The 14,389-nt window shown below is 59.3% G+C and carries 9 protein-coding genes, 1 tRNA gene and 1 pseudogene; 5 read left to right on the forward strand and 6 right to left on the reverse strand.

Annotated elements, in window-relative coordinates; genetic code table 11:
- Positions 1-31: 31 nt before the first annotated feature.
- Positions 32-844: an enoyl-CoA hydratase/isomerase family protein gene (locus tag BMX85_RS19240; protein ID WP_177196817.1), complete on the forward strand. Its 813-nt coding sequence runs from the start codon at positions 32-34 to the stop codon at positions 842-844.
- A gap of 24 nt (positions 845-868) precedes the next feature.
- Here the strand turns inward: BMX85_RS19240 and acs are convergent, their stop codons facing one another.
- On the reverse strand, positions 869-2,833 hold the full coding sequence (gene acs / locus BMX85_RS19245) for an acetate--CoA ligase (protein WP_090321960.1): 1,965 nt from the start codon (positions 2,831-2,833) through the stop codon (positions 869-871).
- A 213-nt stretch (positions 2,834-3,046) separates the two neighbouring features.
- On the opposite strand from acs, the gene BMX85_RS19250 reads away from it, so the two are divergent.
- The 4 genes from BMX85_RS19250 to BMX85_RS19265 all read left to right on the forward strand — a co-directional run bounded on the left by BMX85_RS19250 (position 3,047) and on the right by BMX85_RS19265 (position 10,129).
- On the forward strand, positions 3,047-3,721 hold the full coding sequence (locus BMX85_RS19250) for a TetR/AcrR family transcriptional regulator (RefSeq protein WP_090321964.1): 675 nt from the start codon (positions 3,047-3,049) through the stop codon (positions 3,719-3,721).
- Positions 3,722-4,341: 620 nt separating this feature from the next.
- Positions 4,342-7,452: a type VI secretion system Vgr family protein gene (locus BMX85_RS19255; RefSeq protein ID WP_090321967.1), complete on the forward strand. Its 3,111-nt coding sequence runs from the start codon at positions 4,342-4,344 to the stop codon at positions 7,450-7,452.
- Positions 7,449-9,083 carry a hypothetical protein gene (locus BMX85_RS19260; protein WP_090321972.1) on the forward strand — a complete coding sequence of 545 codons (1,635 nt, stop codon included), beginning with the start codon at positions 7,449-7,451 and terminating at the stop codon, positions 9,081-9,083. The genes BMX85_RS19255 and BMX85_RS19260 overlap by 4 nt, the downstream gene beginning before the upstream one ends.
- A gap of 41 nt (positions 9,084-9,124) precedes the next feature.
- A complete protein-coding gene (locus tag BMX85_RS19265; protein WP_090321977.1) occupies positions 9,125-10,129 on the forward strand; it encodes a PoNe immunity protein domain-containing protein in 1,005 nt (334 codons plus the stop codon).
- 159 nt (positions 10,130-10,288) lie between these two features.
- Here the strand turns inward: BMX85_RS19265 and BMX85_RS19270 are convergent.
- The 5 genes and pseudogenes from BMX85_RS19270 to BMX85_RS19285 all read right to left on the reverse strand — a co-directional run bounded on the left by BMX85_RS19270 (position 10,289) and on the right by BMX85_RS19285 (position 14,140).
- Positions 10,289-11,438: pseudogene (locus tag BMX85_RS19270) on the reverse strand (IS3 family transposase).
- Positions 11,439-11,569: 131 nt separating this feature from the next.
- Positions 11,570-11,704: a hypothetical protein gene (locus BMX85_RS31315; RefSeq protein ID WP_255372391.1), complete on the reverse strand. Its 135-nt coding sequence runs from the start codon at positions 11,702-11,704 to the stop codon at positions 11,570-11,572.
- 164 nt (positions 11,705-11,868) lie between these two features.
- Positions 11,869-13,047 carry a tyrosine-type recombinase/integrase gene (locus BMX85_RS19275; protein ID WP_307173828.1) on the reverse strand — a complete coding sequence of 393 codons (1,179 nt, stop codon included), beginning with the start codon at positions 13,045-13,047 and terminating at the stop codon, positions 11,869-11,871.
- 195 nt (positions 13,048-13,242) lie between these two features.
- Positions 13,243-13,327: transfer RNA gene (locus BMX85_RS19280), tRNA-Leu, on the reverse strand.
- A gap of 66 nt (positions 13,328-13,393) precedes the next feature.
- Positions 13,394-14,140 carry a DUF4386 domain-containing protein gene (locus BMX85_RS19285; RefSeq protein ID WP_090321982.1) on the reverse strand — a complete coding sequence of 249 codons (747 nt, stop codon included), beginning with the start codon at positions 14,138-14,140 and terminating at the stop codon, positions 13,394-13,396.
- Between the last annotated feature and the right edge of the window lie 249 nt (positions 14,141-14,389).

Genomic DNA, 14,389 nt, shown 5'->3' on the forward strand with positions numbered 1-14,389 from the left:
TGCGCCCCGCGTGTCATTTTGGGAAACTCGGATGCTACTTTATGACACGCCGCCGTCGACCGCCGCCACCTTCGGCGACGTCACGCTGGATATTTCTCACGCGCTTGCAACGATCACCATCGCGCGCCCGTCGAAAATCAACGCCATCCGGCTCGAGACCTGGCAAGCTTTGCGCGCGCTGGTCGTCGCCGCCGACAACAATCCGGCCGTCGGCGTCATCGTCGTGCGTGGATCGGGCGGACACTTCAGCGCCGGCAACGACATCTCGGTGCTCAGCACCTTCCCCGGCAATCCCGCCGACGCGCTGGTCTTCGGCGCGGCGTGGGCCGACGCCATCGCGGCGGTCGAGGACACGGTCAAACCGGTCATCATGGCCATCGAAGGGATCTGCTACGGCTCCGCGCTGGCGCTGTCGCTGGCTGGGGACGTGCGCATCGCCGCCGCCGGTGCGACCTTTTCCATTCCGGTGGCAAAACTGGGTGCCCTGTATCTGCGCAGCGACTATCAACGGCTGGTCGCCACGGTCGGCATGGGCCAGAGCAAAAAGCTGATTTACGCGTCGGAAGCGTTCGGCGCGGAGCAGGCCTTGCGCATCGGCCTGGTCGAAGAAGTGTTTCCGCAAGACCGGTTCGAGCAGGAGCTGCAGCGCCTGGTCGACACGCTACTGGCCCGGTCGCCGTTCACCTTGCTGCGCTCGAAGTCGATGCTGCGCGGCCTCGGTCACGCGGACGCGCGGCGCGAGACCGGCGAGAGCCTCGCCGCGTTCGCCGAGGCGACGCAGTGCGCGGATTTCGCGGAAGGCATTTCAGCCTTCCTGCAGCGCCGGACGGCCCGGTTCCGCTAGCCCGGGCCGGGCGCCCGCGCGGTCCTAGGCCGGCGTCGACAGCTGGTCCAGAATCGCCGGGTTTTCCAACGTGCTCACATCCTGTGTCACCGGATCGCCTTTCGCCAAGACCCGCAGCAGGCGGCGCATGATCTTGCCCGAGCGGGTCTTCGGCAGGTTGTCGCCGAAACGGATTTCCTTCGGCTTGGCGATCGGGCCGATTTCCTTGGCCACCCAGTCGCGCAACTCCAGCGCGATTTTCCTGGCTTCCTCGCCGCTCGGTGTGGCTTGCTTCAGCACCACGAACGCGCAGATGGACTCGCCGGTCGTGGCGTCGGGCTTGCCCACCACGGCCGCCTCGGCCACCAGCGGGTTGGCCACCAGCGCCGATTCGATCTCCATCGTGCCCATGCGGTGGCCCGAGACGTTGAGCACATCGTCGATGCGGCCGGTGATCGTGAAGTATCCGCTGTGTTCGTCGCGGATGGCGCCGTCCCCGGCCAGGTAGAGATTGCCGCCCAGCTCGGCGGGGAAGTAGCTGGCCTTGAAGCGCTCCGGATTGTTCCAGATGGTGCGGATCATCGACGGCCATGGCCGCTTGACCACCAGCATGCCGCCCTGGCCGTCGGCCAGCTCGTTGCCGGCCTCGTCGACAATGGCCGCCATGATCCCAGGCAAGGGGAGGGTGCACGAGCCCGGCACCATCGGCGTGGCGCCCGGCAGCGGCGTGATCATGTGGCCGCCCGTTTCCGTCTGCCAGAAGGTGTCGACGATCGGGCATTTTTCGCCGCCCACTTGCGTGTAGTACCACATCCACGCTTCCGGATTGATCGGCTCGCCCACGGTGCCCAGCAGGCGCAGCGACGACAGGTCGTAGTTTTTCGGATGCACTTTCGGGTCGACGTCGGACGCCTTGATCAGCGAGCGGATCGCCGTCGGCGCCGTGTAGAAAGTGCTGACCTTGTGCCTGGCGATGGTGTCCCAGAAGCGTCCGGCGTTGGGGAAGGTCGGGATGCCTTCGAACACCACTTGCGTGGCGCCGACCGCCGTCGGGCCGTAGGCGATGTAGCTGTGGCCGGTCACCCAGCCGATGTCGGCGGTGCACCAGTAGACGTCGCCCGGCTTGATGTCGAAGCTCCACTTCATCGTCAGCGCGGCCCACAGCAGGTAGCCGCCGCTCGAGTGCTGCACGCCTTTCGGCGTGCCGGTCGAGCCGGACGTGTAGAGGATGAACAGCGGGTGCTCGGCGTCGACCCATTCCGGTTCGCATTTGGCCGGCTGGCTGGCGACCAGCTCGTGCAGCCAGAGGTCGCGTCCTGCCTCGAAGCCGATCGTGCCACCGGTGCGGCGGTAGACGATGACGTCCTTGACGCTGTCGCAGCCGCCCAACGCCAGCGCCTCGTCGACGATGGATTTCAACGGCAGGCGCTTGCCGCCGCGCAGCTGCTCGTCGGCCGTGATGACCGCCACCGCGCCGGCGTCGATGATGCGCTCCTGCAGCGATTTGGCCGAGAAGCCGCCGAACACCACCGAGTGGGTGGCGCCGATGCGCGCGCACGCCTGCATCGCGGCCACGCCTTCGACCGACATCGACATGTAGATGATGACGCGGTCGCCCTTTTTGATGCCGCGCGATTTGAGGCCGTTGGCGAATTTGCACACTTTTTCGTGCAATTCGCGGTAGCTGACGTGGGTCGACATGCCGTCGTCCGCCTCGAAGATGATGGCGGTCTTGTCGGCGTTGCCGTCGATGAGGTGACGGTCGAGGCAGTTATAGGAGACGTTGAGCCGGCCGTCCCCGAACCACTTGTAAAAGGGCGCGTCGTCCTCGTCGAGGGTACGGGAGAATGGCTGCTTCCACGCGATGTGCTCGCGCGCTAGGCGCGCCCAGTAGCCTTCGTAATCGCGCGCGGCTTCGGCGCACAACGCGTCGTAGGCAGCCATGCCGGAAATGGTGGCCTGGTCTACAAAGCTGGGGAGGGGAGGGAACGCCGTGCGTTGCTCGGTCATATTTCGCTTTCGTCTGGTTTGGGCACGCCTAGTGTAAAAAAAGCAGACTGGAAACAATAGGACTTGCCGCGACGGCAGGGGACCGTAACTGACAATCGGCAGCGCGACGCATATTGGCATCGGCGGCACCCCGCTTGGCACGTACGGTCCTATCGTTTCACCGGCGCTTTATTTATAGTCAGCACCATAACAATATTCCGAAATTGGTGAGACATGGACGTTGCAAACTCTTACAAGCCGGCTGCAGCGAGCCAGCCAGGCAGAACACCGCTGTGCCGGGTAGGCGACCGCGACCACGGTTTGCTGGAGACGGCGAAGAGCCTCTTTCTGGAAAGGGGATACGCGCAGGTCAGCATGGAATTGATCGCGCGCTCAGCGGGTGTCGCCGTGCGGACGATCTACATGCACTTCGGCGGCAAGCTCGGACTGTTGAGCAGGGTGATCGAGTGTGACGCGGAACGGGAGCATGCGCGCGCGGCCGGACTGTGGCCCGCGCATCAACACTGCGAGGCGACCTTGCGCGCCATCGCCTTAAACCTCCTCAGCCACACGCTGTCGCCGACGTCCCGCAGCCTGCACGCCGACGCGGTGGCCGCGCGCGATTTTCCGCTGGCGCTAACGAACGATGCGATGCAGTGCGGCCCGTGGCGCGGTCTGCTGGACCGGTGCTTCGCCAGCAGCGCGTGGGCCGAACGGTTCGGTCCGGTTGTCGAGTCGGATATGCTTTCCGATATGTTCCTCGGCTGCGTCATCGGCGCGCATGCGCGGGCGCTTCGGGCCGCGCCTGGCCGGGTGTTCGCCGACCGGGAGTTGACCGCCATGGCGGATCTGGTGACGCGCAGGTTTTTGGCATTGGTGGCCGCGCCGGCGTTGGCGGCTGCGCTGTAAGTTCAGTCGGCCGTGCCGCATCGGCCACCGCGACGGCGCGTTCCCATCCAAACATGCTTTCCGGCAGTTCCGCGAATGGAAGCGGTGAGAGGCCGGCGCAGGCGCAATGGTTGTCAGAAGAGCCGATCAGTCTTTGGTGGGCGCCAATGAGAAATTTCCGCTATGAGGCGGGGAGGATGGCGGCTCCATGGCGAGCATTCCAATCGGCAGCGGCTTTGCCGTGAGCGTGACAAACGCTATCTCCGAATGACTTGATTTGCGGGCATTTGGCTTATTAATTTGCATGGTCCTTATTGCGCAGTGTTACCACCAGCCATAGGCTCCGCTGTGTAACTTCTTCCGCCGCCGCGTGACCGCTTACTTCAAAAGCGTGAAACTTGTCATCGGAAATGCACCAATTGTGATCAGTTTTTCGCGCCGTTGTGCAGCGCCGATTCGAAGGGCGAAATGCCACCAACTCTAGTTAAGTTGGCGCAATAGCCAATACTTCTGACACCAAGCAAATTGGATCGCCTAATCGTAATTAAAAGATAACATTTGTGTGGTCTAATAAGGGCTTGGACTTTTTCGACCCCAATATCAAGATGCGATCGATTGGCATCGCAGGAGCATGTACCCCTATGTCAGCGCTGCTCAACAGCTTCACTCAAGATACACGCGTGCTTACGTTCAGCACGCCGATTGGCCGCGACATGCTTCTCGCCGAATGCTTCCGTGGCGAAGAAGGACTCAGCGAGTGCTATGAATTCAAGGTCACTGCGCTCTCGACCGACGCGGGAATTCCTCTTAAATCGTTGCACGGGCAGCCGGTTCTGCTTGAACTGCTCACGGCCACGAGTCGCGATGATAAACGCCCATTTCATGGCCATATCACTTCGGCTGAACGGGCCGGTGCTGACGGCGGTTTCGCGCGCTACGTGTTCACCATTGGGCCTTGGTACGCGTTCCTGGCTCATGGGCGCGATAGCCGAATATTCCAGGACAAAACTGTATTCGATATCCTCGATGCGATCTTCGGTGGTTGGCAGAACGTGGGGCCCTTGGTGCCGGCGTGGCGCTACGACATACTTGACAAAGATGTGTATCCGATCAGATCGCTGACCTGCCAGTATCAGGAAAGTAATATGGCGTTCGCCGAACGCCTGATGCGCGAAGAGGGCTTGTTTTACTATTTCGAGCACACTGGCAATGCTGAAAGCGCCACCCTTGGCTCCCACACAATGGTCATCGCCGACCATAATGGGAGTTTCAAACAAAATGCTCAGGCCACGATCAATTTCACGCAACCTGGCGCGGTAATGAAAGAGGACAGCATTGACCGCTGGCGCACCAGCGCGCGCCAGCAAACGAACGCCATCGAGTTGTCGAGCTGGGACTACCGCACGACTGGATCGCGACCGGTGAGTTCGGTCAGTGTCAATGGTGACGGTGGTAATCCGCAGGTCAGCCGCGACACGCCCGGCGCATATGCTTACGAGTCGAGGAAGCAGGGCCAGCGCATCGCCGACAACCAGATGCAGGCACTGGACGCGATGCGTGAAACGCACATCGGTGCAGGTACCGTGCGCACGCTCTCAGCCGGCACGACCTTCACACTAAATGGGCAAGCGCAGCTCGACGCCGCCAGTGCCACCGGCGACGACGACGCGCGTACCTTTGTCATCGTGCGCGTGGTGCACCTCGCCCACAATAACCTGAGTACCGAGGCGAAAACAGAAATCACCAAACGAATGGGTCAGAGCGTACTCGATGCCCTTATCCAGAAAGAGCGCAACCATAGTCTGCATGCAGTGGGCGCGGAGAAGGGCGAACGTCCCGTCTACCGCAACCGTATCGACGCCATCGGCAGCAAGACACCCTATCGCAGCAGCGGGCAGGATGGGCATGGCCAACTTCTGAATCCCCGTCCCACTGTCCGCGGGCAGCAGACCGCAATCGTGGTCGGACCGGCCGGCGAGGCCACCTACACCGACCGCGATCATCGCATCAAGGTGCAGTTTCATTGGCAGCGCGGCGCGGGCGAGAACGACCTGAGCCACAGCCGCCTGAACCATCCATCGCCCGACGGCCACGCAGGTGCGCCGGCAAACGAGCAGTCAGGCACATGGGTGCGCATAGCCACGCCGATGGCGCCGGTCGCGGGCGCCAACTGGGGCTCGGTCGCCGTGCCACGCATCGGCAGTGAAGTACTGATCGATTTCCTTGACGGCGACATCGACCGCCCCGTGGTCATTGGCAGCCTGTACAACGGCAGAGGCCAGGACGACGCCCAGAACAATCAGGTGGCACAGGGCGCGGGCGTTTCGACCGGCAATGCACCAGCATGGTTCCCGGGCGTGGCCGGCGCGCATGCGCATCAAGCCGTACTGTCGGGTTTCAAGACGCAGGCGATGAACACCAGCCAAAACGGCAGCGGCGCGTACAGCCAACTGGTATTTGATGACACGGCCGGACAGTCGCGCGTGGCGCTGCAGCGCCACGCCAATCGTCATCAGGGCACGGCCGAATTGAACATGGGCCATTTGCGTCACCACACCGATAACCAGCGCCTCAACCCCGTGGGATTCGGCGCCGAGCTCAAGACGGAGCACGGCGCCGCCATTCGAGCCGGTTCCGGCCTTCTGCTGTCGACCGACGCGCGGATCAATGCCAGCGGTAACCAACTCGACTCGCGTGAGGCACAGGCGCAGATCGACCAAAGCCTGCAATTGCAGACGGCGCTTGCGACAACGGCGCAAAAGCACAATGCCATGCTCAAGGATGACAAGGGCCAAGCCGAGCCAGCGCCCGAGAAGTTGCCATCGATCGCGCAGATGGCGCACTGCGTCACCGTCATCGAAGCGACGGACGCCAACGAGGCCGGCGGCGACGGTGCCAGCGGCGCTGGCACGGTAACGGCCTACGCCGAGCCGCATCTGCAGTTGTCGAGCCCTGCTGGCATCGCGGCGACCACGCCGGCCGACGCGATCATAAGTGCAGGCAACACCAGCAGCATCACGGCCGGCCAGGACATCAACTTTGCCGCCCAAGGCAACAGCCTGTATGCGGTCAAGGGCGGCATCGGCCTGTTCACATATGGCAAGGCCGACAGCAAGGACAAGCCGAACCAGGAAACGGGCATCACGCTGCACGCGGCCAGCGGCAAGGTGTCCAGCCAAAGCCAGTCGGACGAAACGCGCATTACGGCCGACAAGGCGATCACGGTGACGAGCATCACCAAGAGCGTGTCCATCGCGGCCAAGGAGCATGTGCTGCTGACCTCACAAGGCGCCTACATCAAGCTCGAAGGCGGCGACATCATGATCCACGGGCCAGGGACGATGACGTTCAAGGCCAGCATGAAGGAACTGGCTGGACCTGCATCCTCCGCTCCCGTTCTGCCACCGTTGCCGAAGATTGGCCAGATCAACAACTTCATCGAATTCAACCATCACTGGCCGGACTTGACGCCAGTTGCAGGCGGCGCGTATCGTGCCGAATTCGCTGACGGCACCGCACGTGTCGGCAAACTGGACGCCAAGGGCCACGCCCGCCTGGAAAACATTCCGCAGGGCGCGGTCAAGGTCTATTTCGGCGAGGACCCTAAACCGTTCACACCAGACAGCGCCAAAGACGCCGGAAAGACCACCTTGGAAAACGTGCAAAACGACTTGAAAAAACATGGCCACTCCGCCGATCCAGACCATGTCGAGTCGCTGCTGTACAGCATGGCTGGAAGGGATATCCAATGAGCGACGTACCTGCGACCACCGCACCTCAAGCGGGTGAGACACAGACCGACAGCGCGGCCATCACCAGTGCCATCGAAGAGATCAGCGTCGCCATAGCCACCGGACTCGTCCCCTTCCTGGGCCAGGCGATCAATATCTACGACACCATCACATGCCTGTTGACACTCCACAACAGCACATCGGCGGAAGACCAGATGGAAGCCAAATTCGACTTGGTCCTGGCGCTGGTGGGTTGGATACCAGGCGCGGGCGGCGGCGTCAAGAAAACGATCCGTATCGTCAACAAGCATCCCGAGCGCTTTGCGCCGATTCTGTTCGACGTGCTGCGCATGGTCTGCGACAAAGTCGGCATCCACACCAGTCCGGAATTTTTGCTCGACAAATTGTTCGATGCGGCCGGCCTAAAAAACCAGTTGGGCACAGTTCAGAGCGCGATCGAAGGTTCGTGGCTTTACGACGACCTGCCCGCCGAGGGACGGCTCGCTTTGAGCACCTGCATGAGCACGGTGCGCGCCCAGTTGCCGGCCATGGTGATGCTCGTCACGCTCAAGTTGGCCCACTGGAAGACCAAGCAGCGCAACAACGCGGCGCAAGCCTTCGGCCCGCAAAGCAAGGTCAATCCAGCGGAAAAGAAGCCGGAAAAGAAAGATCCCAAAGTCGCCGAAGCCGGCCACAACGCACCCACGCTTACCGCATCGAACAATACGGTCAATGCCTCGATCGGCACTAGCGTCATCGAAGGTGTCAGCAAGAGCCTGACCGGCATTGTAGGTGAGCACATTACCGATTATTTTCTGTATGAAAAATATGGCTGGGGCAAGGGCTGGAGCCGGCACGACCTGGGGACGCAAGGCGAATGGAAGGAAAAGCCAAGCAAGACCTTTCCTGGCAAACTCAACGAAGCGACCAGGCTCAATCCATTGTTCGCGCTGAAAGCGCATGGGACAGGAATTGATGGTGTATGGAAAGTGCAAACAGGCGACCCGCACAATGGCGGCAAGCCGTACGCGATTGTGGAATCGAAGGCGTCGATAGTGGGAAAGGTACCAAAGAACGCCTCCAGTAAGCCGGGCGTGAAAGGCAAGCTGTTGGACAATGCCAAGCGGATCAAGGACGCGGCGCTGCCGAAGTCTGAGGAATTGTTGGAGCCGGATACGAGTGAGGGCCGTGGATCTGCAGGCACCGGGAAGCCAGGTGGAAAACCAGGCGGCAAGCCAGCAGGCGGAAAAGACGGAACGGGGGGCGGCAAGCCATCAGGTGGCTCCAAGCAAGCGCAGCCGAAGCAGGATGCGCCAGGTGCGGGTGTGTCATTGTCATCGAAGAGTGGCGGGGCGGAGCAACCGCTTGTGCAGATGAGTCATCGGTGGATAGGTAAGAATCTATTCTCGGCGGTCGGCCGCGTTCTTGAAGTCGATATCAAACAGTCCGGGTATTCGCGTCATCTTTTCTATACTCCGTTCTATCTGCCTTCGGCCGCAGAACATGAGAAGGCATTGCTTGAGAATGAACCGGGAAAGCCCGAGAAACATACCGATCACGATATTCCATCCACGCATCGGCACGATGAGCAAGAAGTGAAATCAGCCGTTAATCACAAGCTCGCAAAATTGAGTTTACAGCTTGAGCCATAAAAATATTATCCATTTTGACGAAACCTAATTAGGTACACAACATGCAATTCCATGAAAAACGAAGGCAACAATTTTTAAACGAAAATTACTATAATTTTTTTACGAATTTCATCGAAAAAACAATTTTGCACTGGCGTGATCATATACCCGCCAACGCTGACTCAGAAGTATTTGGTCGCGCATTGGCATCGATCGATGTCGCGAATCAAACATTTGATCTTTTTCTCCTGAAATACACCGGTGGCGAATCGATAGATGCTTTGTGCGATGATTTTACAAAAGTTATTGAAGCTTTCGAATTAAATACAAAATACGAACGGGAATATTCAAACGACACAAATTTCCCACCTCTTCGTTTTGCCGAAATCGACGATTACGAACGCGCGATGCAAATCATTGGACTATGCTACTTGCTGCATCGCCGTGACTTGCTGCCACGATTGGCCGCAATGCTCGATGGTGCGTTTGCGGCCAAAGATACGCTCTATGAAGACTTGTTTGCCTATGAACTCAAAGACCGTTACGAAGTCGACGAGTGGTACCACGATAAGCCGTATCGCGACCTGATTAACAGCTTTTATCGAGACACGCCAGAAGAAAGTATTGTAGACGTGGAAAAATATCTGAGGACTTGGTACCAGTCAATGAAGAAAGCACCGTGGCACGACAGCCATTTAGATACTAGCGAGGGCGGTGGCGCTTATTGTGGTTATTGGGCTATTGAAGCTGCAGCAGCAGTGTTTCTTTTGGACCTGGATGACCGCAGTTTCCGCGACCACGTCGTGTATCCAAAAGACTTGGTGGACTACGCCAGAAAGCTCGATAAGCAACCGCATATGACAACCTCAACGCGTGAAAATCTGCGTGTCGAGGGCGGCGAACCATGTCCCCAAACAGGCTACTGGTTCACCCCTGCCATTGCCGACAGTCTTCGTTATTTCAAACAGGGTGAGATTATGCCTGTTTCCGCAGATTCGCAGTATGGCGCAACTATCTGGCAGTGGAGTACTGAGCAATTACCTCCCCTTAAGCCGAAAGATAATTGAACAGTTCTGGAAGTGAATGCCGCTGCGCGAAGCCCGGTTTACGGGTGGCGCCTTTTAATTGGGTAGGTGTTATGCAATTCCACGGAAAACGTCGTCAAAAATTCCTAAATGAACTGGCTTACAACAATGGAATTAAATATTTGAATCGCCACGAGTCTGCTAGACACCCGCGAGTCGTTCAAAATGCCTTCGCTCAAACTCTGCTGGCGAAAGCCTGTCATTAAATCCGTGACGGCGCTTCGGATTGTAGAACATCTCGATGTAGTCGAAGATGTCCTGCCTGGCGTCGTCTCTGGTTGCATAAGTCTTGCGCTTGATGCGCTCGCGCTTCAGATGCTGGAAGAAGCTTTCAGCGACTGCATTGTCGTGACAGTTTTCACGCCGGCTCATGCTGGGCTCCAGCCGATGCGCCGTCAAGAAATCGCGCCAGTCCTTGCTGGTGAACTGCGAGCCCTGATCCGAATGAGCCATCACAGGATCGGCGGGTTTGCGTCGCCAAACCGCCATCAACAGCGCATTTATCGCTAGCTCCGTGTTAATCCGTGAACTCATCGACCACCCTACAACCTGGCGTGAAAACAAGTCGAGCACAACTGCCAGGTACAGCCAGCCTTCATGGGTTCGAATGTAGGTTATGTCCGTCACCCAGACCCGGTTTGGCTCAAGCACGTCAAATTGCCGCTGCAGATGATTCGGTGCCACCACCGACGGCGCGCCGCCGCCTTTCCATTTGCGCTTGCCGTATCCGGTCTGCGAGCGCAGCCCCGCCGAGCGCATGATGCGGTGAACGCGATTGACGCCGCATCGCTCGCCCAAGTCGCGCAGGTCGTCGGCTACCTTGCGGTAGCCGTAGACCGCGCCGCTTTCCAGCCATGACTGCTTAATGTGGCCGAGCAGGCGCTTCTCTTCCTTGGCCCGCTTGCTTTCTGGCTGAGCGCACCACGCATAGAAGCCGCTGGGATGACTCCCATCATCTTGCACAAGCGCCGCACCGGAAATTCGTCCTGTACTTCCTGAATGAAGGCGTACCTTACCCGGACGTCTTGGCAAAGTACACCGCGGCCTTTTTCAAGATGTCGCGCTCCTCGGTAACGCGCTTCAACTCGGCCTTCAGTCGCCGCATCTCGTCAGACTGGGCGTCATGGGCTTTGCGTGCGACTTCGGGCACGCCATACCGCTTCGTCCACGCATAGATGCTGTGGATACTGACGCCAAGTCGCTCAGCGACCTCGGCTGCTGGGTGTCCGCGCTCAAGAACCTGCTTGACCGCAGCGACCTTAAATTCTTCCGTGTAACGCTTCCCACTCATGATTTCTGCTTTGCCTAAATTATGGCTCAGGAGTGTCTACGATGGTCGTGGCGATTCACATGGGATCACTAGACGACCATACTGTCTACGCATGAGACCGACGATGGGCTGCGACGGGAATTGGCCGCTTGCTACTTGGAGAAGCCCGCATCGAAAGCTTTTTGTTTTTCATGTGACGCATTTTTCTCAATGCGATCAAGAGCTAGGTAGCCCACAATACACCCCAAGAGCACAACGATAATTGCAATAAACGGCATTTTGCGCATGATGGTCCCCTTAAATGCTGCAGTTCCTGCGGTTAAAATAGACGTTGATTCTGTAATCCCTATTAGCTGCCATTGATTACCTTACGCACAGTTGCGATAGCCTATGCTACCTGTTGTGCAGACTCGCGCCTTCCGAGTTGGAGTCTGGGGGCAGCCCGTCATCCTCAGAGTGCGTTGTTCTCAGATTGTCGAGGTAAGCCGCCCATCGCTGCATCATCTCCCGGCGAGCGGGTAGGTGTGCAGTCCGGTTGTACGCCCGTCCATTCGGATCTTTGACGCGGTGCCAACTGGTGCTCGATAAGGTCGACGCGTTCGCCAAGTACCTCGTCTAGGATCGTGCGCGCGGTAGCGCGAAAGCCATGACCGGTCATGACCTCCGCACTGAAGCCCATGCTGCGCAGTGCTGCATTAATCGTGTTCTCGCTCATACAGCGGTCATGACTGCGCATACCGGGAAAAACGTACTTTCCCTTGCCAGTCAAGGGGCGCAGATGGCGTAGGATTTCAACCGCCTGACTAGGTAGCGGAACGATGTGATCATTTTGCATCTTCATCTTCTTACCGGGTATCCGCCACTCCCTGCATTGTAAGTCGAGTTCCTGCCATTCCATCGCGCGGATCATGCCCGGCCGCTGAAATAACATGGGTGAAATCTTAAGCGCGGCTCTCGGAGAAGGATGCCCGTCGTAATCGTAGATCGCGCGAAGCAGGGCGCGCAGCGGACCTGGCCCTGTGATCGCCGCGTAACGTCCCGCCGGTACGGACGCGAGTGCGTCGCGCAGATCCCTGGTCACGTCCCGTTGAAAAAGGTCGCTCGCAACACCAAAGCGAAAAACCTGTCCGACGGCCCGCTTTGCGTTGTGCGCGGTTTCGATCGCTCCTCTTCGTTCGATGACCCGCAGGGCGGCGAGCACATCTCGAGGTCGGACCTCTGTGATCGGCATGTTACCGATAACGGGAAAAATATCATTGCGAAGCCAGTTAAAAATTTTACGTCGCGTGCTGTCGGCGCGCTCAGCCTTGGTCTTGTCGAGCCAAAGCAGGGCGACGACTTGAAACGTTTGTGTCGCCGCCAATAGTCTTGTGGCCTTTTCACTGCGACGTGCCTGAGCCGGGTCTGTGCCGCCCCTGCGCAGCGCGCGTGTTTCGTCGCGTCGCATGCGCGCCTCGCTTAGAGAAACTTCAGGATACGGCCCGAACCTTAGGCGGCTTTCCTTGCCGGACGCCTGACGAAATTTCATGCGCCAAAATTTCGAAGCGGAGGGCAATACCTCGAGGTAAAGTCCACCGCCATCGAACAGCTTGTAGGGCTTGGTTCGAGGTTTGGCGTTGCGTAGCTGCATGTCACATAGTGGCGCTGTGGGATTTGACATTTTGGGGGTATGCAGTTTTTGAGGGTGTCAGTCATGCCCCCAAAAATGCCCCCAAACGCGATGGCCGTCAACAGACCTCATCAGCCTTCGGCGGACGCCGATTTCAAATTCCCCTATGACGCGGGGGAAATCCGGGATGTTCCCGGACGCATACGGATGAGTTGGTGGTGCTCCGAGCCGGAATCGAACCGGCACGCCTTGCGGCGGGAGATTTTAAGTCTCCAGTGTCTACCAATTTCACCATCGGAGCGGCACAGCCCAATATTATGCCATGAACATGGCATAACTGCCATACCGGCAACCGGGCGCGGCCGGATCAGACGGCCGCCGATCCGCCCGCTGCCCGCTGCCGCCATGCCGCCACATCGACGCCCTTGATCAGCAGATACAGGCAAAACGCGCTCTCGCCGATGAAGCACGGCAGCAAGATGGCGGGGAACAGCAGGTCCTGCAACGGCGGGTACAGGATCATGGCGAAGCTGTTGACCAGGTAGCAGGCGCCGGCCAGTTGCATCAGCCAGCCGATGGCCTTCGGAAAATAGCCGGATTGGCGGATCAGGTGGCCGACGATCAGGCATTCGACGCCGAAGAAGATCAACGCCAGGCCAAACGCGTGGGCGTGGGCGACGATCGATTGGTAGGCGAGCAGGTGCAGTTGCTGCGGGTCGATCACCTTCAAGTAGGCCGAGCCCGATAGCGGCGTGAGCACCGCGTGCAGGTGCAGCGCGCCGACGCTTTCGACCGCCAGCGAGACCAGCCCGAAGAAGGCCACCGCCAGCGCCCAATGGTGGTTGACGGGGCGCAGCAGGATGTACCAGAGCAGGGTGAGGCCGACGGCGCACAAGAGCAGCAAGTCCTGGCCGCCGACGCCGAGGCGCCACAGCCATTCGGCCGCGAGGATGCCGCGGGCGGTCGCTTCCGGGTCGCCGGAGACGACCAGTTTGCCCCGGATGACCGATTCGCCGAGCACGCCGATGACGATGATGACCAGATAGAGCAAGCCGGCGAGGCGGGCGTAGGCTTTGACATCGATGGGGCGGGGGGACGGGCGGTGTTCCGGCATTTTCTTTCCTCGGGGGCGGGCTTGATGGTTGAGCAGATTATCATATTGTCAGGAAAGAAATTCCATATATTTCCGTGCCGCACCGGGGCGGGCGCCGCGCGGTGACGTGGAAAACCAACGGATCGGTACTGATTTAAAACAATCGGTGGCGAAATAGCGGCGACTGCATAATAATCTAATTGCCCCACGGCAATCCAACGGCCACGCCGCCGTATGGCCTCCGGTGCCGCTCAATCCACGCGCACCTGC

Source organism: Duganella sp. CF517 (assembly GCF_900110275.1).
Taxonomy (GTDB): domain Bacteria; phylum Pseudomonadota; class Gammaproteobacteria; order Burkholderiales; family Burkholderiaceae_D; genus Rugamonas.